This window comes from uncultured Thioclava sp., from assembly GCF_913064665.1.
Taxonomy (GTDB): Bacteria; Pseudomonadota; Alphaproteobacteria; order Rhodobacterales; family Rhodobacteraceae; genus Thioclava; species Thioclava arctica.
The window spans coordinates 23,737-46,300 of sequence record NZ_CAJYBT010000008.1 but is presented as its reverse complement, the minus strand read 5'-3'; the positions used below and the strand labels follow the sequence as shown (position 1 = coordinate 46,300).

At 61.6% G+C, this 22,564-nt stretch carries 23 protein-coding genes; 14 read left to right on the top strand and 9 right to left on the bottom strand.

What is annotated here, in order from left to right; genetic code table 11:
• Nucleotides 1–5: 5 nt before the first annotated feature.
• Nucleotides 6–1,949: a lytic transglycosylase domain-containing protein gene (locus QZ571_RS04960; protein WP_295532541.1), complete on the bottom strand. Its 1,944-nt coding sequence runs from the start codon at nucleotides 1,947–1,949 to the stop codon at nucleotides 6–8.
• Between the two features lie 168 nt (nucleotides 1,950–2,117).
• Here QZ571_RS04960 and dapA point away from each other — a divergent pair, with 168 nt between their 5' ends.
• Nucleotides 2,118–2,990, top strand: coding sequence for a 4-hydroxy-tetrahydrodipicolinate synthase (gene dapA, locus QZ571_RS04955; protein WP_295532539.1), 873 nt, complete (start codon nucleotides 2,118–2,120; stop codon nucleotides 2,988–2,990).
• Nucleotides 2,991–3,095: 105 nt separating this feature from the next.
• Here dapA and QZ571_RS04950 read toward each other — a convergent pair whose 3' ends face one another.
• The 7 genes from QZ571_RS04950 to QZ571_RS04920 all read right to left on the bottom strand — a co-directional run bounded on the left by QZ571_RS04950 (nucleotide 3,096) and on the right by QZ571_RS04920 (nucleotide 10,085).
• Nucleotides 3,096–3,800 carry a sterol desaturase family protein gene (locus QZ571_RS04950; protein WP_295532537.1) on the bottom strand — a complete coding sequence of 235 codons (705 nt, stop codon included), beginning with the start codon at nucleotides 3,798–3,800 and terminating at the stop codon, nucleotides 3,096–3,098.
• 87 nt (nucleotides 3,801–3,887) lie between these two features.
• Nucleotides 3,888–4,301: a Na+/H+ antiporter subunit G gene (locus tag QZ571_RS04945; protein ID WP_295532535.1), complete on the bottom strand. Its 414-nt coding sequence runs from the start codon at nucleotides 4,299–4,301 to the stop codon at nucleotides 3,888–3,890.
• 7 nt (nucleotides 4,302–4,308) lie between these two features.
• Nucleotides 4,309–4,578 carry a K+/H+ antiporter subunit F gene (locus tag QZ571_RS04940; RefSeq protein WP_295532533.1) on the bottom strand — a complete coding sequence of 90 codons (270 nt, stop codon included), beginning with the start codon at nucleotides 4,576–4,578 and terminating at the stop codon, nucleotides 4,309–4,311.
• On the bottom strand, nucleotides 4,575–5,066 hold the full coding sequence (locus tag QZ571_RS04935) for a Na+/H+ antiporter subunit E (protein ID WP_295532531.1): 492 nt from the start codon (nucleotides 5,064–5,066) through the stop codon (nucleotides 4,575–4,577). The genes QZ571_RS04940 and QZ571_RS04935 overlap by 4 nt, the downstream gene beginning before the upstream one ends.
• A gap of 14 nt (nucleotides 5,067–5,080) precedes the next feature.
• Nucleotides 5,081–6,748: a monovalent cation/H+ antiporter subunit D gene (locus QZ571_RS04930; RefSeq protein WP_295532529.1), complete on the bottom strand. Its 1,668-nt coding sequence runs from the start codon at nucleotides 6,746–6,748 to the stop codon at nucleotides 5,081–5,083.
• A complete protein-coding gene (locus tag QZ571_RS04925; protein ID WP_295532527.1) occupies nucleotides 6,748–7,086 on the bottom strand; it encodes a Na+/H+ antiporter subunit C in 339 nt (112 codons plus the stop codon). The genes QZ571_RS04930 and QZ571_RS04925 overlap by 1 nt, the downstream gene beginning before the upstream one ends.
• Nucleotides 7,086–10,085 (bottom strand): monovalent cation/H+ antiporter subunit A, encoded by a 3,000-nt coding sequence (locus QZ571_RS04920; RefSeq protein WP_295532525.1) that lies wholly within the window; start codon nucleotides 10,083–10,085, stop codon nucleotides 7,086–7,088. The genes QZ571_RS04925 and QZ571_RS04920 overlap by 1 nt, the downstream gene beginning before the upstream one ends.
• Nucleotides 10,086–10,523: 438 nt before the next feature.
• Between QZ571_RS04920 and QZ571_RS04915 the strand changes: the two genes are divergently transcribed.
• From QZ571_RS04915 to QZ571_RS04900, 4 genes are read left to right on the top strand one after another with little or no spacing between them, the layout of a single operon-like run.
• Nucleotides 10,524–12,158, top strand: a complete 1,635-nt coding sequence (locus QZ571_RS04915) for a glucan biosynthesis protein (RefSeq protein WP_295532523.1) — start codon at nucleotides 10,524–10,526, stop codon at nucleotides 12,156–12,158.
• Entirely contained in the window at nucleotides 12,155–12,373 is a 219-nt protein-coding gene (locus QZ571_RS04910; protein ID WP_295532521.1) for a hypothetical protein, read from the top strand. Before QZ571_RS04915 ends, QZ571_RS04910 begins: the two co-directional genes overlap by 4 nt.
• Nucleotide 12,374: 1 nt before the next feature.
• Nucleotides 12,375–14,186 (top strand): glucans biosynthesis glucosyltransferase MdoH, encoded by a 1,812-nt coding sequence (gene mdoH, locus QZ571_RS04905; RefSeq protein ID WP_295532519.1) that lies wholly within the window; start codon nucleotides 12,375–12,377, stop codon nucleotides 14,184–14,186.
• Nucleotides 14,179–15,393 carry an OpgC family protein gene (locus QZ571_RS04900; RefSeq protein ID WP_295532517.1) on the top strand — a complete coding sequence of 405 codons (1,215 nt, stop codon included), beginning with the start codon at nucleotides 14,179–14,181 and terminating at the stop codon, nucleotides 15,391–15,393. Before mdoH ends, QZ571_RS04900 begins: the two co-directional genes overlap by 8 nt.
• Before the next feature lie 7 nt (nucleotides 15,394–15,400).
• Here the strand turns inward: QZ571_RS04900 and QZ571_RS04895 are convergent, their stop codons facing one another.
• Nucleotides 15,401–16,297, bottom strand: coding sequence for a LysR family transcriptional regulator (locus tag QZ571_RS04895; protein WP_295532515.1), 897 nt, complete (start codon nucleotides 16,295–16,297; stop codon nucleotides 15,401–15,403).
• A 112-nt stretch (nucleotides 16,298–16,409) separates the two neighbouring features.
• On the opposite strand from QZ571_RS04895, the gene QZ571_RS04890 reads away from it, so the two are divergent.
• From QZ571_RS04890 to rpmE, 9 genes are all read left to right on the top strand, one after another.
• A complete protein-coding gene (locus QZ571_RS04890; protein WP_295532513.1) occupies nucleotides 16,410–16,982 on the top strand; it encodes an NAD(P)H-dependent oxidoreductase in 573 nt (190 codons plus the stop codon).
• A 198-nt stretch (nucleotides 16,983–17,180) separates the two neighbouring features.
• Nucleotides 17,181–18,677, top strand: coding sequence for a signal recognition particle protein (ffh, locus tag QZ571_RS04885; protein WP_295532510.1), 1,497 nt, complete (start codon nucleotides 17,181–17,183; stop codon nucleotides 18,675–18,677).
• 4 nt (nucleotides 18,678–18,681) lie between these two features.
• Nucleotides 18,682–18,978 carry a chorismate mutase gene (locus QZ571_RS04880; RefSeq protein ID WP_295532509.1) on the top strand — a complete coding sequence of 99 codons (297 nt, stop codon included), beginning with the start codon at nucleotides 18,682–18,684 and terminating at the stop codon, nucleotides 18,976–18,978.
• 69 nt (nucleotides 18,979–19,047) lie between these two features.
• Nucleotides 19,048–19,434 carry a 30S ribosomal protein S16 gene (gene rpsP, locus QZ571_RS04875; protein ID WP_295532507.1) on the top strand — a complete coding sequence of 129 codons (387 nt, stop codon included), beginning with the start codon at nucleotides 19,048–19,050 and terminating at the stop codon, nucleotides 19,432–19,434.
• Nucleotides 19,435–19,514: 80 nt separating this feature from the next.
• Complete coding sequence (gene rimM / locus QZ571_RS04870; RefSeq protein ID WP_295532505.1) at nucleotides 19,515–20,021, top strand: ribosome maturation factor RimM; 507 nt, start codon at nucleotides 19,515–19,517, stop codon at nucleotides 20,019–20,021.
• Between the two features lie 3 nt (nucleotides 20,022–20,024).
• Nucleotides 20,025–20,846: a hypothetical protein gene (locus QZ571_RS04865; RefSeq protein WP_295532503.1), complete on the top strand. Its 822-nt coding sequence runs from the start codon at nucleotides 20,025–20,027 to the stop codon at nucleotides 20,844–20,846.
• Nucleotides 20,839–21,678: a tRNA (guanosine(37)-N1)-methyltransferase TrmD gene (trmD, locus tag QZ571_RS04860; RefSeq protein WP_295532501.1), complete on the top strand. Its 840-nt coding sequence runs from the start codon at nucleotides 20,839–20,841 to the stop codon at nucleotides 21,676–21,678. The genes QZ571_RS04865 and trmD overlap by 8 nt, the downstream gene beginning before the upstream one ends.
• A gap of 253 nt (nucleotides 21,679–21,931) precedes the next feature.
• Nucleotides 21,932–22,303, top strand: coding sequence for a 50S ribosomal protein L19 (gene rplS, locus QZ571_RS04855; protein WP_295532499.1), 372 nt, complete (start codon nucleotides 21,932–21,934; stop codon nucleotides 22,301–22,303).
• Between the two features lie 11 nt (nucleotides 22,304–22,314).
• Nucleotides 22,315–22,536, top strand: a complete 222-nt coding sequence (rpmE, locus tag QZ571_RS04850) for a 50S ribosomal protein L31 (protein ID WP_295532497.1) — start codon at nucleotides 22,315–22,317, stop codon at nucleotides 22,534–22,536.
• Nucleotides 22,537–22,564: the final 28 nt, after the last annotated feature.

Here is a 22,564-nt window from a genome sequence, read left to right as displayed (position 1 = left end):
CGCGACTACCCCGCTGTGCCGCGCAGAATATCGGTAAATTTCAGCTCTGGCTCGCGCAGGCGCGCACGGTAGGGCGGGATCGCCTCGGCCACGCGCATCGTGTAATTGCGGGTCTCAGTGAACGGGATCATCTCGACCCAATCGACCACATCAACCGTGCCCACGCGCGGATCACCCTGCTCTTCGATCCAGCGGCGCGGACGGCCCGGCCCGGCATTATACCCGGTGGTCACCAGAACCGTTGAGGCCCCGAACTCATCGCGCAACTGCGCCAGATAGGCCCCGCCAAGGCGCAGGTTATAGGTGGCGTCACTGGTCAGGCGCGACAGCGAATAACTTAAACCCGTTTTGGCCGCCATCATCTTGGCCGTGCCCGGCATCAGCTGCATCAAGCCTTGCGCCCCCACGCCGCTGGCCACGCCCACCGCGAATTGGCTTTCACGACGCGCGACAGCCAGAACCAGCGCTTCGGGCACGCCCAGATCGTGACTGGTCAGCGCCGGGATCGGCCACAGCGCCTGCGGAATAATCTCACCCTTCGCAGCGGCGCGTTTGCCGACAATCAGCGCCAGATAGGCGTCTTGTTGTTCCAGTGCATATTGCGCCAGCGCGCCGAAATTGCCGGGGCCAAGGCTTTCCTCAAGATGCAGAATAAAGCGCGCTGCCAGATCGGTTTCATCGGCCTGATACAGAAGCTGCGCGGCCTTAAAGATATCGCTGTGGCGAAACTTGTATTCGTTCCAATTGGGCAGCGCCGGGGTGGTTGCGAAACTGGCGGGCAGGGATTGCCCCAAGCGTTCCGCCGAGAGCAGCCCGTAATAGGCGCTTTGCTCGCTCGCCCCCTTTTGCCAAGCCGCTTTGGCCGCGTCGGTCTTGCCCATCACCTCCAGCGCGCGGCCCTGCCAGTAATAAGCGCGTGCCGAGGAAATCGGCCCATCCACCGCGCTTTCTAACGCAGAGAAATGGCGTAGTGCGCTAGACACATCGCCCAGTTTCAGCGCGGCATATCCCGCCACCCATTCCAGATCGGCATAAGCCGATCCCCCCGGCTTGAGCCGATGGGACGCGGCCAGATCATAGGCGCGCTTGGTATTGCCATTGCGCAAGTCCCAGCGCGCCTGTGCGCCACGCAACTCGGCCCAAAGTGCGGGATCTTCCAGATCGCTGGCCGAAGTTGATCTCTCAAGAATCAATTCGGCCGCGCCATCTTCAAGCCCCTCGCGCCAGCGCCACCACGCGCGATCACGCGCCAGCCCAGCCGAGCGTTTGACCATATACTCGGGCACCGCCGCGACCAGATCATCCACGCCGTTTTCGCGCGCTTGCAAGGCGATGCGGGCGCGTGCGACAGCCTGCGTGCCAGAGCCGACCAGATCCAGCATTCGGCGCGCCTGAGTCAACTCTCCGGCATCCAGCATGTTCTGCATCCGCCCGCCATGATGCGGCGCGATCAAGGCGGAGTATTGCGCCACAAACGCATCTTGTTCCTGCGAGGTCAAAGACAGGTGACGCCACGCCGCCTCGGCCTCATTCGCCGCAGCGGTTTTCTGCCCCAGCGCAAGATGCGCGCCAATCAGCGCCAATGCACCCGTGCCGGTTTGCGGCGCGCCGAGCTGGAAATACGCCAAGACCTGCGTTGGCGGGATCGCCTCAAGCGTTGCCTCGCCTTTTTCGCGCAACAGGGCCATGCCCGGCCAATCCGCGCGCCGGGATGCAAAGGCGAAATAATCCGCAAAAGTTCCATCACCTGCGCGCAGCCGTTGCCATTGGATAAGATCACCGCCAAGCGAACCGTCACGGCGCGCCAAGGCCTCGGCGTGGCTCCAATCGCCGGATTTTGCAGCAGCCATTGCCTCGGCCAGCGCGCTGGTTGCAGCGCGCACAATGGCGGGTGCGAGAACGGCGGTCGATGCGGCAAGCGCCGCGAGGAACTGGCGTCGGATCATCATGGCTGCTCTTTTCTTGTGGGGTTTTCCCCTTTGTCCCCAACTCTCATAAATGGGGATGATTCACAAGTTGGCAACGGCGCGGCAAACGCATATAACCCGGCCGATTTCCGCCGCCACGACTCGCGTGAGCGGCACAGACCAAACCAAGTCTAAACCAAGGAGCGTGTCATGTTCAAAGGGTCCCTTCCCGCACTGGTCACGCCGTTTAAGAACGGCGCACTGGATCTGGACGCGCTGAAAAAGCTGGTTGAATGGCATATCGAACAGGGCAGCCACGGGCTGGTGCCAGTGGGCACGACGGGGGAAAGCCCGACGCTGAGCCATGACGAACACATGACAGTGATCACCGAAGTCGTCAAAGCCGCCAAGGGCCGCATTCCCGTAATCGCGGGTGCCGGGTCGAATTCGACCGCCGAAGGTGTGCGCCTGATCCAGCATGCCGCCAAAACCGGCGCGGATGCGGCGCTGGTGGTCACGCCCTATTACAACAAGCCCAGCCAGCGCGGCTTGATCGCGCATTACACCGCGCTGCACGAGGCCTGCGATCTGGCGATCATCATCTACAACATTCCGGGGCGTTCGGTGATCGACATGGCCCCCGAAACGATGGGCGAATTGGCCAAGCTGGAACGGATCGTCGGTGTGAAGGATGCGACCGGCAAGCTGGAACGCGTCTCGATGCAGCGTCTGACTTGCGGGCCAGATTTCATTCAGCTTTCGGGCGAGGATGCGACCGCGCTTGGCTTTAACGCGCATGGCGGGGTGGGCTGTATCTCGGTCACGGCGAACGTTGCGCCCCGGCTTTGTGCGCTGTTCCAAGAGGCGACGCTGGCGGGCGATTACGCCAAGGCGTTGAGCTATCAAGACAAGCTGATGCCACTGCATATGGCGATCTTCCTCGAACCCGGCGTGGCGGGCGCGAAATACGCGATGTCGAAGCTGGGCCTGATTTCGCCCGAGGTGCGCTTGCCATTGACCGAATTGCTGGATGACACGAAAGCGGCGATTGATGCTGCGATGGTCTATGCGGATCTGATCTAAGCTATCGCGGGTTTCGCACCAACATCTCTGCCGCATTCCGATCGACGCGCGCGTTCTTGAACGCCGCGCGAGCGGCCTGCGCGCGCCGGGCGGGGGAATGCGCCCTCAGACCTCGCCCGCGCGCATGATCTCGGCTTGCGAGAGACCGAAGCGTTTGGCAAAGCGCGCCCGTGCGGCGATCAAACGCGGATCATCGGGGCGCAGACCCAAGGTGCGGATAAACTCGATCCGGCTTTGGGTCTTGAGAGCGTCGCGCGAAATCGCGGTGCCCATGATCCGGTCGATTACCTCGCCACCCGCCGTGACATGAAACCATTTCGAGAAATCGCGGAAATGGTGCTGATTGTGCAGGGTGCTGACGCGCCGCTCGACGGCGGTTTTCTTCACAGTCACATGCGCCGTGGTGTGAAACCACTCATAGGTAAGAAAGGTTGCCGCCCCGCCCAGCGCCACCACCGCCACCGCGATGTCAAACGCATGGTTCAACCCGAACAGCGCCAGAACTCCCCACAAGATAAGCGTATTGCCCAGCAAAACCGGCACGATCACCGAGAGCGGCGCAAACAGCAGCGGCCAGCAGGTAGGAAATTCGTGATGCCCGTAATGCACGCGATAAAGCCAGTTGAACGCCCATTGGCGCTGCGGCGGGGCCATGTGGAACACATAGCGATGCAGCCCATATTCGTTGAGCATCTGCGCAGGCACACCCAGCAGCGCGACCGCCCATAGCCATGCCGGCCCCTGCGCGGTCCAAACTGCCGCCATTACGACAACGCCAATCATCACCCAGATTGACAGATGAGACAGCATCAAGCGCGCCCGCATCACATATCCTCCCGCTTTCATTCAAGCAGGAGCCTGCCATGGGCGCGCGCAACCGCAAAGCGTTTCGCAGCGTCAGTCCTGCTGTGCGGCCTCGGTCTCTTTTTCAACAGCCAGCTCGCCCTTGGACGTGTCGGCATCGGCCTGATGCACCGCCCATTCGCCCTCGCCCGCTGGACGGGGCAGTTTCTCGGCTGGCCAATCTCGGAAAATATTCGCCTTCGAGATGAAATGCGCGGTGACCGGGGCGGTGAGAAAGATGAACACCGTCACCATCAACTCATGCAGGCTCAGGTGATCTTGCTTGACCGCGAACCAGATCATCGAGGCAATCAGGATCGACCCCACGCCCAAGGTCGCCGCCTTGGTCGGCGCATGCAATCGCGTCATCGGATCGGGCAGTTTCACCAGCCCCAACGAGCCCACGAAGCCAAAGAACCCGCCGATCACGAGCAAGGCTGAAATCACAATATCCCAGATCAGTTCCATGATGCCCTCACTCGATGATATCGCCACGCAGGATGAATTTCGCGAATGCCACGGTCGCCACGAAACCCGTCATCGCGTAAAGAATCGACGCCTCGAAAAACAGCGCCGTGCCCTCGTAAATGCCAAACAGCACGATCATCGCGATCGCATTGATCGCCATCGTATCAAGCGCAAGCACCCGGTCCGTCACGCCCGGCGCCTTGACCACGCGAAACAGGTTAAACAGCAACGCCGCGCTATAGCAGGCGATGGCGAAGATCAGCGCGTAAGTGATCATTCGAAAATCTCCTTCAATCGGGCTTCGTAACGGGTCTTGATTTCATCGCGCACCGCATCGGCGTCAGGCGCATGCAGGCAATGCACCAGCAGCGAATGCCCATCCGCCGCCAGTTCCGCCGTCAGCGTGCCCGGCGTCATCGTGATCGTGCCGGCCAGCACGGTGATCGCCTCTGGCTCGATCAGATCCAACGGCACGGTAACCCAAGCCGGTTGCAGCTTGGAATTGGGCATGAACAGCACGATTTTCGCCACCGTGATATTGGCGATGATAATATCCCAGACCACCACCAGTATATATTCGATGATCTTAAGCGGATTGCCGATATGGGGGCGCGCAGGCCAATAGGGCGATGTGATCCACGGGATCACCAGCCCAACCAATAGCCCGAAGACCAGCGAATTCAGCGTGTAGGCATTTGCCAATAGCAACCACACCCCCGCGAGCAGGATGGTCAAATAGGGGTGGGGCAGAAGCTTGCGGAACATGATTTGGCCCTCCCTCAATGTGACGCCGGGGCGTCATGCCCGGTCTGTGGCGTTGCGGTTTGAGGATCGACGGCAGGATCGCTTCCCGCATCCTCTTGGCGCATCTCGTCGATCACCGTCATATGGCCATGCGCGTGCAGACCAATCTGCGCGGCTTCTTGGGCGCGTGCTTCGGCCCCGCCCATCACCGCGTCGATATAATTCGCGGGCGCAAACAGCTGCGCCGCAGTGCCCTGCATCCAGCGGCTTACCGGGCCAGCCAGCACGGTCAGGGCCACAAGCCCCGCGATCAACCCGCCCGTTGCGGTGAAGGCCAGCGCCGGGGAGGTCATATCCTTGGGCAGGTCAGGGGCCTCTTCGTCGGAAAAACCGTAAGGGCGCCAGAACACTTGGCTGCCGACACGCGCAAACCCCACGATTGCAATCAGCGAGGTGATCAGCACCGTCGCCCAAAGCCCCCATTGCCCGCGCGTGGCATCCAAAATCATCAGCTTGCCAAGGAAACCAGACAGCGGCGGCATCCCCGCCATCGCCAGCGCTCCGACAAAGAAGAACGCCGCCAACAGCCCGTGATTGCGCAGCAGCGGCGCATCGACCAACGACAGGCCCCAACGCCCGCGCCGCTCGCGCACCAGATCGGCGATCAGGAACAGCGCCGCGGCCACCAGCGTCGAGTGGACCATATAATAAAGCCCCGCCGCCGTCGCACCTTGGGTGAATTGTGCAAACGCCAGCATCATCGTGCCGACCGAGCCGATCACCGAATAGGTCACCGCGCGGCCCAGATCGCGCGCGCCCAGAATGCCCACCATGCCGATCACCAGCGTCACCAGCGCAGCAGGCAGCAGCAGATCATGCGCCAACGTACCGGTCGTGCCGGTGATCGGGAAAATCAGCGTGTAGACCCGCACGATGGCATAAACGCCCACCTTGGTCATGATCGCAAACAGTGCCGCCACCGGGCCGGGCGCGTTGGTATAGGTTGCAGGCAGCCAGAACTGGAACGGCACCAGCGCCGCCTTGACGGCAAAGACCAGCATCAGCAACGCCGCGCCAACCGCGATCAGTGCAGTATCGTCGGCAGGCATCTGGCCCACCTTCTGCGCCAGATCGGCCATGTTCAGCGTGCCCGTCACCGAATAGATCGTGCCCAGCGCGAACAAGAACAGCGTCGATCCGGCAAGGTTATAAACGACATATTGCACGCCCGATTTCAGCCGCGCCTTGCCGCCGCCATGGATCATCAACCCATATGAGGCGATCAACAGCACCTCGAAGAACACGAACAGGTTGAACGCATCGCCCGTCAGGAATGCGCCATTGATCCCCATCATCTGGAACTGCATCAACGAGTGGAAATGCCAGCCGCGCCGGTCCCAGCCCGAGCCGATGGCATAGAGCACCACGGTCAGACCCAGCAAAGCGTTGAGCACGAGCATCAGCGCCGACAGCCGATCCAGCACCAACACGATGCCATAGGGCGGCTCCCAGTTGCCAAGGCGATACACCTCGGGCGGGCCATTCGAGGCAGACACCATCAGCACGATCGCCAAGATCAGCAGCGCCGACATCCCCAGAACCGAGGCCACACGCTGCGTCACCAGATCGTAGCGCATCCACAGCACGATCAGCGGCGCCAGCATCGCCGGCAGCACGACCGGGGCAATAATCCAATGCTCCATCATTGATCGCCCTCGCTCTCGTCAAGGTCGATGCGGTCGTCGCCCGCCTCAATAAAGGCCCCGAGTGCAAGCATCACCACCACCGCCGTCATCCCGAACGAGATCACGATAGCAGTCAGCACCAGCGCTTGCGGGATCGGGTCGGTATAGCTGGTGACGCCCTCGCGCAGGATCGGCGGCTGGTTCACCACCAAGCGACCCGTGGCGAACAAAAACACGTTCACCCCGTAAGACAGCAGCGACATGCCGATGACGACCGGGAAGGTGCGCAGCCGCAAGATCATGTAGATACCGGCAGCCGTCAGCACGCCGATGGCAGAGGAGACAAGCACTTCCATCAGTGATCCTCCTCCTTATTCTTCATCTTGTTTTCATGGACTTGATCGCGTTCGGCCCTGGTGGCCTCTTGTGCGGCGCGCGCCGTGCTCCACCAACGCCGTGGCACTTTGGCCTCGGGGGGATAGGGCCCGGCGGCTAGCGGCGCCAACACGCGGGCTTCGGGCTTTTCAGCAACGATATGCGCGCCTTCTTCGCCGTCTTGCTCTCCCATCGCGGCGCGGCGTGCCAAGCGGCTTAGACCGCCCAGAGCCAGCATCACCGAACCGACCACGCCAAGGAACACGCCAAGGTCAAACCCGGCCGCGGTGGCCAGTTCAAACTTCTCAAGGCCCGGCAATTTGAAATAGCCGAAATCCGAGGTCAGGAAGGGCATATCGTTGAAAAATGCCCCCGCCCCGGTCACCCCGGCAACCAGCACACCCGACGCGATCAACACGTGGTAGTAGACCTTCTGGCGCGCCTGCGTCCACGCAAAGCCGCTGGCCATATATTGCGTCACCAAGGCAATCGCGACGACCAGACCAGCGATGAAACCGCCACCCGGCTCGTTATGGCCGCGCAGGAAGATATAGAGCCCGACCACCAGCGCAATCGGCATCATCACCCGCGTCACGATCAGCAAGATCAGCGGGTGCTTGTCGCCACCACGCGCCACATCAGGCCGCCACGCGATCAGCTTGCGCGAGGACGCCCCCTGCAACAGCGTCTCGGTCAGCGCAAAGATCACCAGCGCGGCAATCCCCAGCACGGTGATCTCGCCATAGGTATCATAGCCCCGGAAATCGACGAGGATCACGTTGACCACGTTATCCCCGCCCGCAAGATTATAGCTGTTGGCCAGCATATATCCCGACATGCTCGGGAAGGCGAAATCGCGCATCATCAAAGCATAAATCAGCCCGGATACCGCGATACCGGCCACAACCGACAGCGCCACATCAAAGCTGATCTTGAAGCGGCTCGATTCTATCCGCGTGACCTTGGGCAGGAAGTTCAACGCCAACAGCATCAGCACCGCCGTGACCACCTCGACCGAGATTTGCGTCAGCGCCAGATCGGGTGCCGAGAGGTAGATGAACGACATCGACACGGTCAAGCCGACGATCCCGATCAGCACCAGCGCCAGAATTCGATTGTGATGGAAAGCCACGATGCAGCCCGTCGCGGTCAGCAACAACAACCATGCCGTCACCGCCGCCCCATTCACCGGGGTCAGCGCGCGGGTTTGCGGCCCCATCGCCCCAGTCGTGAACGCGTAAATCCCCGCCCCTACCGATGCCACCGTAAACAGCATCAAATAGCGCGCCATCGCGCCATTATTCAGACCCTGCGTGATCCAGTCCGAGAGGCCCTGCACCTGCGCCACGATCCAGTCAAAGATCACCTTGGCGTCGGGGCGCGGCATGCCATCCCAAAGCCGCTGCAACGGCGCATGCGCGGCAAGCAAGACAAGACCGCCTGTCACCGCAATTGCCGACATAATCAGCGCGGGCGTCACCCCATGCCAGATCTTGAGCGCGTGCATGTGATAGCCGCCCCCAACCACCGCATTGGTTGCCATCTGCACATAGGGCCCCGCCACCGCCATCGGAAACACCCCGATCGCCAGCACCAGAACGACCAGGAAGGCCGGGCTGAACCACATACCAAAACTCGGATCATGGGGCGTTTTGGGCAGATCCTTACTGACCGGGCCAAAGAACCCGTGGCTGATGAAACGAAACGCATAGGTGGCCGAAAAGAGCGCCGCCAAGGTCGCCAGAGCCGGCACGATCCAAGCGTTGCCCAGCCAGGCCGTATGCGCTGCTGCCTCAAGCATCATCTCTTTGGACAAGAACCCGTTGAAGAGCGGAATCCCCGCCATCGAGAGCGCGGCAATCGTGGCGATTGTAAAGGTAATCGGCATCAGTTTGCGCAAGCCACTGACGCGGGTTAAATCGCGCGTCCCTGCCTCGTGATCCACAATCCCCGCAGACATGAACAGTGCCGCTTTGAAGGTCGCGTGATTGATGATGTGAAACACCGCCGCCAGCGCACCCGCCTGCGTTCCAAGCCCCAGCATGAAGGTGATCAGACCCAAATGCGAGACGGTGGAATAGGCGAGCAATGCCTTCATATCATGTTTGAAAATCGCGATTTTGGCGGCGATCAGCATGGTGATCAGCCCGACACCCGCGACGATATAGAACCACTCGGGCGTGCCCGCCAGAACCGGCCACATCCGCGCCATCAGGAACAGACCCGCCTTCACCATCGTTGCCGAATGCAGATAGGCCGAAACTGGCGTGGGCGCGGCCATCGCGCGGGGCAGCCAGAAATGGAACGGGAACTGCGCCGATTTGGTAAACGCCCCGCCCAGGATCAGCAGCAGCGCGGGCAGATAAAGCGGGCTGGCCTGAATCATGTCCTTATGTTTCAGGATTTCCGAGATGTCATAGCTGCCAACGATATTGCCAAGGATCAGCATCCCCGCGATCATCGACAGCCCGCCCAACCCCGTCACCGTCAGCGCCATGCGCGCGCCTTGGCGGCCTTCGGGCAGGTGCTTCCAATAGCCGATCAGCAGAAAGGAGGACAGCGAAGTCAGCTCCCAGAAGATCAGCAAAAGCAAGATGTTGTCGGACAGAACAATGCCCACCATCGCGCCCTGAAACAGCAACAGATAGGTGTAGAACTGCCCCACCGGATCCTTGTTGGACAGGTAGTAGCGCGCATAAAGAATGATCAGCAAACCGATCCCAAGGATCAGCGTCGCAAACAGCATTCCCAGACCGTCGATCCAGAAATTCACGTTCAGCCCGAGCCACGGCAGCCAGTCGATCCGGCTTTCCACCACGCCCCCCGCCAACACCGTCGGCAGATGCAACAGCAGACCCAACAGCGCGAGCCCCGTTATCAGGGCCGAGGCCGCAGCGGCATTGTTACGCCCGGTTCGGATCAGCAGGGCTGGCAGGGCTGCGCCCAGAAAGGGCAAGGCGGCGATCAGGGCAGGCGACATTCTCTCTCCGGTCCGTTCTTTGGCGGGCCTTGGGCGGAGGATCCGCGATTTGTGAGCCCTCCGCAAAAGCTCTCCATTACCTGAGCAAGCGGGTCCCCCCTGTCAAGCATAACGGGCGGAATCAGAGCGAGAATCGCCACCTCATCGGGCGATAAGCGCGGCGACAGGCGGGATCGCAACGCCTCGCGCACCTTTGCAGCCGCAGCATTTGCGTTCGAGCCACGGCGAAAATCGGCAAGAAACCGCGCTTTTAGCGCCATATATGGGCGAGGTTGTGCGAATTTCGCATAGCTCACCCCCTTGGCCCCTGCCCGGCCGTGATGGCCTCTTGAAAGTTTTGTGACGCTGTGACTATGCAATCGGAAATCAGCGCTTATCTATCTGCGCGAAGCTTCTGTTTATGCAGGGAAACAAATGAACTCTTCCCAGCCTGTTCCAATGTCCCGTCCGACCCGCCGTGCTCTGCTTGGCGCGGGGTCTGCGCTTGGCCTTTTGGCCGTCGCAGGACTGCCCGCACGCCCCGCTTTCGCCCAGGACGCGGCCCAGCCCGCCCCGGCGACCGCGCCTGCTGCACCCGCAGCCACGCCCGCTGCGCCGCAGCAAGTGCCGTTTTCCTTCGACACGCTCTCGGCGCAGATGCAAACCGAGGCCAAAGGTGACCCCGTTGCGCCCGCGAAGGCCAGCGATGCGTTCCTGAGCGAGTTGACCTATGACACCTATCGCTTGATCCGGTTTGACCCCGCCAAGGCGGTCTTTGCCACGATCAAAGACACCCAGTTCGAGTTGCAAGCCTTCCACCTGGGCTGGCTGTTCAAAGAGCCTGTGCAGATGTTCTCGGTCGCAGACGGGCAAGCGAGCCCGATGAATTTCTCAACCGACGATTTCATCTACGAGCGCGAGGCGCGCAAGATCGTTCCCGAGCATGCCCCCTTGCCCGGCGTGGCTGGCTTTCGGTTGCACAGCCCGATCAACCGCCCCGATGTGATGGATGAGCTGGTGGCGTTTCAGGGCGCGTCCTATTTCCGCGCGCTTGGGCGTGGCTCGGCCTATGGGCTGTCGGCACGGGGCCTGGCGCTCAATACCGGGTTGTCCGTGGCCGAGGAATTCCCGCGCTTCACGCGCTTCTGGATCGAAACGCCGCAGCCCGGGGCCAATACGATCACCGTCTATGCCGCGATGAATTCGGCCTCACTGACCGGGGCCTATCGCTTTGTCATCTCGCCCGGCGAGTCGACGTCGATGGAGGTCACCGCGCGGCTGTTCATCCGCGCCGACATCCCGCAACTGGGCGTCGCGCCGCTGACGTCGATGTTCCTTTACGGCCCGCGCAACCGCGCCGATTTCGACGATTACCGCCCCAAGGTGCATGACAGCGACGGGCTTGCGATTTCTCAGGCTGATGGCGATCAGATCTGGCGGCCTTTGCAAAACCCCGGCACGCTGGCCTCCTCTTATTTTGCAGAGACCGCGCCGCGCAGCTTTGGTCTGTATCAGCGTGATCGCGATTTCGATCACTACCAAGACCCCGCCGCCCATTACGAACGCCGCCCCTCGGCGCGCGTCAGCCCGATGGGCGATTGGGGCAAAGGCATGATCCGGCTTGTCGAGATTCCCTCGAAGCTGGAAGTGAACGACAATATCGTCGCCTTTTGGGTGCCCGAGGCCCCCGCCAAGGCCGGCGATGCGCTGGAATTCGCCTATCGGCTGGATTGGGGGGATCTGCCCCCTGACACGAGCGATGCCCGTGCCCATATCTCTGAAACCCGCGCCGGAACAGGTGGCGTCTCGGGCGTGGAGAATACCAAAGGCACCCGAAAATTCGTCATAGATTTCAAGGGTGGAGAGATCGCGAACCTTCCTGCAGATGCTGGCGACAAGATCGAAGTGGTCAGCAATGCGGGCAAGGGAAAAATCGTGACACAGACCCTTTCAAAGGTCGAGCAAGACGGCGTGTGGCGGCTTGTGTTGGATGTTTCCGCCGATGGCACTTCGCCGGTGGAACTTTCTGCGCATCTTTCAGGTTATGGACGCAAGTTGTCTGAAACCTGGCTTTACCAGTGGAATCGATCATGACCTCATCTCATATGCTGCCCCTCGTGCCTGCGATCTCGGACTCGTTTGTTGCGATGCGCCCCTCCCCCGAGGCGTTGATTGCCGGGCCTTGCGCACTGCCCGCAGCCCCCCTTGCGATGCCGCCCCAACAGATCGAACCCGATCTGCGATTCAGCACGCGCATTGCGCGTCTGCTGGGCCGTCGCGCAGACGGCTCGCTTGGGGGAACCACCTGACATGGACTGGCTGGCGCACCCGCGTGGCGCCGTCTTGATTGCCCTGCGCATCCTTGCGCTGGGGCTGTCGGCGATGGCGGGTCTTGGGGCTTTCGTGCTGTTTTTGCAATTCGGTCAGGCCGATGGCTTGCAGATCCTTGATGTCGTTCGCGCCGTTCTGATCCTGATCTCGACGCTTTGGCTGGCTTGGGGCGCGGTGCAGGCACTGATCGGGCTGATGACGTTGCCGCGCGCGCCGCGCCTTGAAGCCGGTGCCCCGATCAAAGGGGCCACCGTGGTGCTGGTGCCGGTCTATAATGAAGACCCCGTTTCGACCTTTTCGCGCGTCGCGGCGATGGATGCTTCGCTGGCCGCGACCGGAGAGAGTGCGCGCATCCATTTCGCGATTCTGTCGGACACGCGCAATGAAGAAATCGCGGCGCGCGAGGCGCTCGTATTCGCCCATCTCGTCGACGAGCGCGACGGGTTGGGCCGGTTCTTTTATCGCCGCCGGATCAATAATATCGGCAAGAAGGCGGGCAATATCGAGGATTTCATGACCCGCTCGGGCGCGGCTTATGATTATGCGCTGATTTTGGACGCCGACAGTTTGATGGAAGGCGAGACGATCTTGCAAATGATCCGCCGGATCGAGGCGGAACCGACCCTTGGCCTGCTGCAAACCCTGCCCCGCGTGATCCGGGCGCGCTCGCGCTTTGCCCGCGCGATGCAGTTTTCGGCCAGCTTCTTCTCGCCAGTTTTCGCGCGGGGTCTGGCGATGTTGCAAGGGCGCACCGGGCCGTTCTGGGGTCATAACGCCATCGTACGCACGCGCGCATTCGCGGAATCCTGCGGCCTGCCCGCGTTGCGTGGCACACCCCCTTTTGGTGGCCATGTGATGAGCCATGACTATGTCGAGGCCGCACTTTTGGCGCGCAAAGGCTGGCTGGTGCGGCTGGATGACGACCTTGAGGGATCGTTCGAGGAAGGCCCCGAAAATATCGTCGATCACGCCAAACGCGACCGCCGCTGGTGTCAGGGCAACCTGCAACATGCCCGCATCATCGGCGCGCCGGGGCTGCGCGGTTGGTCGCGCTTTGTCTTTGCGCAAGGCATCATGGCCTATATCGCGCCGCTGTTTTGGCTGGGTTTTCTGGCCGCCTCGGTTGCCGCGCCGCTATTCGTGCCGCCGCCGGATTACTTCCCAGAACCCTATTGGCCCTTCCCCTATTTCCCGCCCTCCGAGGCCTCGAAGGCGATCGGTCTGGCGATTGGCATCTTTGGCCTGCTGCTGGTGCCCAAGCTGTTGATCGCGGCCCGCGCGGCGCTGCTGGGTCATGCCCGCGACTTCGGAGGCTCGGCAACCGCCTTTGCCTCAACCGTTGCCGAGCTGGCGTTTTCCTCGCTGACCGCGCCGGTGCTGCTGGCATATGCCACGCGCTCGGTGTTTCAGGTGGTGCTGGGGCGCGATGGCGGCTGGCCGACGAACAATCGCGGCGATGGCCAGCTAGGCCTGATTGAGGGCTTTATTGCCTCGTGGTGGATCGTGGCAATTGGGGCAAGCGGGCTGGTGCTGACCTATTTCCTCGCGCCGGGACTGCTGTTCTGGCTGCTACCGGTGGGGCTGCCGATGCTGGCGGCACCGTGGCTCATTTCCTGGTCGTCAAAGCCCACACAATCGCACTTGATGCGCGTGCCCTCTGAAACCTCCCTGCCCCCAGTCGTGGCGCTGCACGACCGCATCCTGACGCGCTGGGACAACGCTTTCCCTGCACCCGATAATGCCCGCACCGAGCCTGCCTCGGCCACGGGCCGGAGCCCTGCCCATGCGTGATATCACGGTCCTTAAATCTGTGCGTGACCTGCGGATTGATCTGTTCCGCGGACTCGCTTTGGTGATGATCTTTGCCGATCATATTCCGGGCAATTTCTATGAACATCTCACCACCCGAAATCTGGGCTTTTCCGATGCGGCGGAGGGGTTTGTCTTTATGTCCGGTATCGCTGCCGCGCTGGCCTATGGTCCGGCCTTGGCGCGCGGGCTGAACTGGGAAGGCACGTCGCGGCTATGGGGCCGGGCATGGTTGTTGTATCTCGTGCATATGATGACTGCGATCTGGGCGATTGCGATTGTCTCGGCGGCGGTGCAGTTCTGGGGCGCGGATGTGATGCTGACCAAGAACGCGTTCAAGAGCTTTACCACCGATCCGTTCGGCTTTCTGATCGGCATCGCAAGCCTTGGGCATCAGCTGGGCTATGTGAACATCCTGCCGATGTATATGGTGCTGTTGCTGATGGCGCCGGGGTTGATCCGGCTGGGTCAGCGCGCGCCGATGGGTCTGCTTGCGACCTCGGTTGGGCTTTGGGCGGTGGCGGGGCTGTTGCGGTTGAACCTGCCGAACTATCCGATGCCGGGAGGGTGGTTTTTCAACCCCTTCGCTTGGCAGTTGGTGTTTTCCCTCGGCCTGCTGACCGGGCTTGCACTGCGACAGGGGCACCGGCTGGTGGCGGTGCGCGGCTGGCTGGTCGCGCTGGCGGCGGGCTGGTTGGTTCTGACGGCGGTTTGGGTGAATTCAAATTGGATGCTGGCGAATTTCGGTCATGGCACATGGCAGTTGCGTCAATGGGGCGTGCCGTTCTTTGTCGCGGGTTTTGACAAGACCTTTGAATCGCTGCCGCGCCTGCTTCATCTGTTATCGCTGGCCTATATTTTGTCGCTGCCCGGCATCATCCCACGGATCGCTGCGGCGCGTGTGCTGGAACCGATCCGCATGTTAGGGCGTCATTCGCTGCCGGTTTTTGCCACTGGCACGGTGTTGGCTATCGCGGGGCAGGCTGTGAAAACGGTCCATCCCGGCGGCTTTGTCCAAGATAGCGCGCTGATCTTTGGCGGGTTGGCTTTGCAATTCGTACTGGCCTATCTGCGCGACCGCTACGGCCCCAAAGCGCGCCGGTCTGCTAAAAAACTGGCCGAGGCACATCACGCAGCCAGCGTCGCTCCCGCAGCGCCTACGCAAATGCTGATCCGCGCCGCCGAATAGGCGCGGATCAATCCGAGATCAGCCCCTCGGATTTCAGCGCCTGCTCTCTGATCGCTTTGACGGCGGCCTGCACCTTGGGCGTGCGGTGCAAATCCACATGCGTCACCAGCCAGATATTGGAATCCCAACTGTCATAGGGTTTCACCACCTCTTCCAGCGTCGGATCGGAGCGCCCCATCGGCACGGTCAAAAAGCCCATGCCCAAACCCTGTTTGATCGCATCAACCTGCGCCTCGTGTTCATTGGCGCGAAACACGACATTCTCATCGGGCACGTTTTCGGAAATCCAGCGAAAGAAAGGCGCGCGACTGTCGCGATTATCCGTCGAGACGAAACGATGCTTTGACATGTCTTCCTTGCTGCGCGGAATGCCGTAGCGCTCGACATATGAGTGGCTGGCATAAAGCGTGTTTTGCATCCGCCCCAGCGATTGCACCACATTGTCAGGCTCGGTCGGGCGGTTGCCCGCGCGGATCGCGACATGAGCCTCGCCATATTCCAGCCGGAACACCCGCAGATCGGTCAAATATCGCAGCCGCAATTCGGGGTAGTCGAGCAGCAATTTATGCATCGCCGGCAGCACCAGAACCGAGGCCGGGGTGATCGAGGTCACGATCAATTCGCCCGACACCTCTTCGCCCGCCCCGGCAATCCGCGCTGCCAACTGGCTGAACTGATCCTCGGTCGCCTGTCCCACCGACAGCAATTGCTGACCCGCCTCGGTCGGGGTGTAGCCGCGCGGATGGCGCTGAAACAGCTTGGTGTGCAGCTTCTCTTCAAGCGAATCCACATGTCGGATGACCGTCGCATGATGCACGCCAAGCACCTCGGCTGCGCCCGAAACGGTGCCCACCCGTGCCACCTGAAAAGCGGTCCGAATTTCGTCCCAGCTATCTAAACCCATCTCAAAGCGCCCACCTGTGCATTTACGAACGTATCCTGATCGATCATGCCAGTTGCGTTCTTTTGTGCAAGCGCCATTTTCAACCCACCTGATAAAAATATGGAGACCTCCCATGACAAGCATCCTGCGCATCGACAGTTCCATCAAGGGCGACGCGTCAATCACCCGCCGCCTGACCGCCAAGATCACCGACCATCTGGGCGGCGATGTCAGCGTGCGCGACACCACCAAGCTGCCGCTGATTGATGGCGACTGGATCGGTGCGGCCTATACCCCCGCCGATCAGCGCAGCGAGGCGCAAAAAGAACAGCTGGCCCTGTCTGATGCCTTGATTGCCGAATTGAAAGCCGCCGACACGCTGGTGATCGGCATGCCGCTGTATAACTTCGGTGTGACAGGTCCGCTGAAAGCGTGGATCGACATGATCTGCCGCGTGGGCGAGACCTTCCGCTACACCGAGAGCGGGCCCGAGGGCCTTGTGGCTCCCAAGCGTGTGTTTATCGCCTACGCTGCGGGCGGTGTCCCCCACGGGTCGGGCTTTGATCACGCCTCGGGCTATCTGCGTCAGGTGCTGGGCTTTATCGGCCTGACCGATCTGACCTTTGTTGCCGCCGAAGGTGTCGCGGTCGATGAAGCTGTCGCGATCGCCAAAGCCGAAGAACAGATCGCAGGCCTCGCCGCCTGATCCCAAAGGTTCCTCCCCGATAAGGCCCCGTGGTTGACCTGTGGTTGACTCTGCGGGGCCTTTGTCCTATCCACGCCCAGATTCCCCGGAGGACTATTCCCTCCGGTCCCGGCATTCGGCCGGGATCGCCACCAGTCAGCGCGTTGCGCCCACTGGTGTGCTTGTCGTTTGCTTGGCTCTGCCACTGGAGGGTGACCCATGTTCGAAAGTCTTTCAGAACGCCTTGGCGGCGTATTCGACCGGCTCACCAAACAGGGTGCACTATCCGCCGATGACGTGAAAACCGCGCTGCGCGAAGTGCGCGTGGCCCTGCTTGAGGCGGATGTTTCGCTGCCGGTCGCGCAGCAATTCGTGAAATCGGTTGAGGGCAAGGCGACCGGCGCCTCCGTGACCAAATCGGTCACGCCCGGTCAGCAGGTCGTCAAGATTGTGCATGATGAGCTGATCGCGATGCTCGCGGGCGAGGGTCCCGCCGATACGCTGAAAATCGACAACCCGCCCGCGCCGATCCTGATGGTCGGCCTGCAAGGCTCGGGGAAAACGACCACTACCGCGAAGCTCGCCAAACGGCTGAAGGATCGCGAAGGCAAGCGGGTGCTGATGGCCTCGCTGGACACCAACCGCCCCGCCGCAATGGAGCAGTTGCAAATTCTCGGCACCCAGATCGGCGTTGACACGCTGCCGATCATCAAAGGCGAAACCGCCGTGCAGATTGCCAAGCGCGCCAAGCAACAGGCGACACTGGGCGGCTATGACGTTTACATGCTCGACACCGCCGGGCGCTTGCATATCGACGAAGTCCTGATGGACGAAGTGCAGGCGGTTCGTGACGTGGCGAACCCGCGCGAGACCCTGCTGGTGGTCGATGGTCTGACCGGCCAGGACGCTGTGAATGTGGCCACCGAGTTTGACGAAAAAGTCGGCGTCACCGGCGTCGTGCTAACGCGGATGGATGGCGACGGGCGCGGCGGTGCGGCACTGTCGATGCGTGCCGTCACCGGCAAACCGATCCGCTTTGTCGGTCTTGGCGAAAAGATGGATGCGCTTGAGACCTTTGAGGCCGAGCGTGTCGCGGGCCGTATCCTTGGCATGGGCGATATTGTCGCGCTGGTCGAGCGCGCGCAAGAAACGCTGGAACAGGAACAAGCCGAGCGCATGGCCAAGCGCTTTCAAAAGGGCCTGTTCAACATGAACGACATGAAGGGCCAGCTTGATCAGATGCTCAAGATGGGCGGCATGCAGGGCGTGATGGGCATGATGCCGGGCATGGCGAAATACGCCAAGCAAGCCGAAGATGCGGGCCTGAACGACAAAACGATCACGCATCAGATCGCGCTGATCAATTCGATGACCAAGAAAGAGCGCGCCAATCCACAGATCCTGCAAGCAAGCCGCAAAAAGCGGATCGCGGCAGGTTCGGGCTTGGAAGTGTCTGACCTCAACAAGCTGCTCAAGATGCACCGCCAGATGTCGGACCAGATGAAAAAGCTGTCCAAGATGGGCAAGGGTGGGATGCTCAAGCAGGCGATGAAACTGATGGGCGGCAAGGGCGGCACGCCCGATCTGGCCAATATGGACCCCGCCGAACTGGAAGCCGCCGCCAAAGCGATGGGCGGCAAGCTGCCCAAGGGCGGCTTGGGTGGATTGGGCGGCGCACTGCCGCCGGGCCTGTCGGGCTTTGGAAAGAAGAACTGAGCCGATGAGTGACGCAACCACCCGCGCCGCCGATCTGCTGGCCGAGCATCGTGACAGCATCGACCGGCTCGATGCCGTGCTGATCTACACCTTGGCCGAGCGGTTCGCGCAGACCAAGGCCGTGGGCAAGCTCAAAGCCGAGCACCAGCTTCCGCCCTCTGACCCCGCACGCGAGGCCACGCAGATTGCACGCCTTGAAACGCTGGCGCTGCAATCCGGGCTCGACCCGGAATTCGCCAAGAAATTCCTGAATTTCGTGATTTCGGAAGTGATCCGCCACCACGAACGGTTCCAGAAATAACACCAGAAATAACACCAGAAATGACGGGCTAGTTTCGCCCATCACCAGCCATCCAAAGGAGATAACGCAATGGCTATGAAGATCCGTCTTGCCCGTGGGGGCTCCAAGAAGCGCCCGTTCTACTCGATCGTCGCTACCGACTCGCGCATGCCGCGCGACGGTCGCTTCCTCGAAAAGCTGGGCACCTATAACCCGCTGCTCGCCAAAGACAGCGAAGAGCGCGTGAAAATGGACGTCGAGCGCGTCAAGCATTGGCTTGAAAAGGGCGCACAGCCCACCGACCGTATCGCACGCTTCCTCGAAGCTTCGGGCGTCGTTGCCAAGACCGAGCGCAAGAACCTGAAGAAAGCTGTTCCCGGCAAGAAAGCCACCGAGCGCGCCGAACAGAAAGCCGCCAAAGAAGCCGCGGCCAACGCTCCGGCCGAAGAGCCTGCAGCCGAAGCCTCGGCGGAATAATCCGCGTCGTTTAGGATGGATGGTGGGCCGGGCAGGTTTTGCTCGGCCCCTGCCCGTTTTCGGGATTTAGGAGCGCAGTCATGTCCACTCTCGAGCGTATCTGTGTGGGCGCCATCGCCGGCGCCTTTGGCGTGCAAGGCGAGGTCCGCATCAAAAGCTTTTGCGCCGAACCCGAAGACATCGCCCACTACGCGCCGCTTTATAGCGAAGACGGCGCACAGACATATGAGATCAAACTCACCCGCCCGCTCAAGAACGGGTTGGGCGCGCGCATCAAGGGCGTTGCGACCAAGGAACAGGCCGATGCGCTGCGGGGCACCACGCTTTGGACCGATCGCGCACAGCTACCCTCGCTGCCTGATGATGAGTTTTACCACGCCGATCTGATCGGGCTTGAGGTTGTCGATACTGGCGGCGCGAAAGTCGGATCGGTGCGCGCGGTGCACAATCACGGCGCGGGCGACATTCTGGAAATCAACGCGCCGGGGCGCAAGACCCCGCTGCTGTTGCCCTTCACCAAGGCTATCGTGCCCACGGTCGATCTGGCCGCCGCACGCATCGTGATCGACCCGCCCGAGGATCTGTAGTTGATGCGCGTGATCGTTCATGCGGGCTTTCACAAGACCGGCAGTTCGACGATTCAAGCGATCTTGCGCGAGGCCCGCGACCGCCTGCCCGATTGGGTTTTCGGACTGCGCTATGACATTGCGGGGATTTCGCGCGCCGCGCGCCATGTCTCGCTCAATGGTGATCCGCTGGAGCTGGGTCTGTTCAAGGCCGCGCTGGCCGATTGGCTGGGCGAACAACACCGTGACGGGCGCGGCATCGTCATCTCGAACGAGCGGATCATGGGCGCGATGCCGGGCGATCCGAACGTAACCAGCTACGCGGTCGCGCCGATCCTGCTGGCCGCGATGCGCGATGTGATCCACAAGCAACTTGGCAAATCTGTCGATCTGCAATTCTACCTTTCGACCCGCGATCCCGCCGCCTGGATCGACAGCCTGCATTGGCAACAGGTGCGCACCAGCACTCTGGCCGAGACGCAAGCAAGTTTTCGCGCCCGGATCATGCCGCAGTTTCAAATCGAGTCTGTGCTGGCGCAGACTCGCGCCGCATTGAGGGACACGCCGTTGATCACGCATCCGCTTGAACACAGCAAGACCCGCCCCGAAGGTCCGATTGCACCGCTGCTTGACCTGATGAATCTCAGCCCGGCGGAGCGCGCGCAGATCAAACCGGCGCCCCCCCAGAACGCGCGGCCACGCGGGGTTGATTTGACGGCTTTGGCCGATGCCTTGGCCGCGATCAACGCGCAGGAATTGTCTGCGGATGCGGCAGAACAGGCCAAGCGCGATGTCATGCGCGAGGCATGGCGCGAGGACGCAAAATTGAGGGCGAAAAATGACTGACACTCCCCCCCCGATGGGCCGCAAATCGCATGGCCGCCTCAGCATATCGGCCAATCGCCAGCCGCGCTCGTTGATGGACGAGCCGCCGCGCATCAAAGGCGCATGGACCGCGAAAATCGTGACGCTGTTCCCCGATGCGTTTCCTGGCACGCTTGGGCTTAGCCTGTTGGGCAAGGCGCGGGAATTGGGGCTTTGGGCGCTGGAAACCATCGACCTGCGCCCGTTCGGGATCGGCAAGCATCACAATGTCGATGACACCCCCGCAGGGGGCGGCGCGGGCATGGTGCTGCGCGCCGATGTGGTGGGTGCGGCGCTGGCGCAGGCGCGCATCGGGACGCCGCAAGACCGCGCGCTTTGGCCGGTGGTTTACCTATCGCCGCGCGGTGCCCCGCTGACGCAAGCGATGGCGCAACGCTTTGCGCAGGCCGAGGGGATGACCCTGTTATGCGGGCGATTCGAGGGCGTGGACGAGCGGGTGCTCGAACAGTTCGGCATCGAAGAGGTCAGCATCGGGGATTTCGTTCTGACTGGCGGCGAGGTGGCTGCGCAAGTGCTGATCGACGCGACCGTGCGGCTTATCCCCGGCGTGTTGGGCAATGCGGACTCGGCCGTAGAAGAAAGCCATTCCAATGGCTTGCTGGAACATCCCCAATATACCAAGCCCGCCGAATGGGAAGGCCGCGCGATCCCCGAAGTGCTGATGTCGGGCCATCACGGCAAGATCGAAAAATGGCGCTATGAGATGTCACAAGCGCTGACCCGTGCGCGCCGCCCCGATCTTTGGGCACAATACCTGCAAAAACAGGGCAAAACGGATGCGGGCGAGGCTTGATTTAGCCGCGCTTTGGCCGTATCACGCGCAGGTCCGGACCGGAATCGGCCCTCGGACCCTTTATTTGTGGCGTGCGGGAATTTTCTTCAACCGCGAGACGACCGCAAATCAAGGACCAAAGCGAAAGACGACCTGAACCCTCCCGGCGGGCGTGACCCTTGCGATCAAGGCCACGAACCCGATGAAGACCCGGAGCTCTGAGGCGGCGACAAACCTTCACGGGAAAAACCGTGAGCTTATGAAAGGACTTGCGATGAACCTGATCGCGCAGATCGAGGCGGAACAAATCGCCGCACTCGACAAGACCATCCCCGATTTCAAAGCCGGCGACACCGTTCGCGTGGGCTACAAAGTGACCGAGGGCACCCGCTCGCGCGTCCAGATGTACGAAGGCGTGTGCATCGCGCGCAAAGGCGGCGCAACGCTGGCCGCTTCGTTCACCGTGCGCAAGATCTCGTTCGGCGAAGGCGTGGAACGTGTGTTCCCGCTGTATTCGACCAACATCGACTCGATCGAAGTTGTTCGCCGCGGTCGCGTGCGTCGTGCCAAGCTGTATTACCTGCGCACCCGTCGCGGTAAATCGGCCCGTATCGCCGAAGACACCAATTACAAAGCCAAAGCGTAAGGAGCGGGACAATGAAAGCCGAAACCCATCCCGACTACCACCAGATCACCGTCAAGATGACCGACGGGACCGAGTACCAGACGCGCACCACCTGGGGCGCCGAGGGTGCAACCATGACGCTCGACATCGACCCGACCTCGCATCCGGCGTGGAACGGCGGCAGCTCGCGCCTGTTGGATACCGGCGGTCGCGTGTCGAAGTTCAAAAACAAATATGCTGGTCTGGGCTTCTAAGCCGACCCATATGTTTCGAACCAAGGGC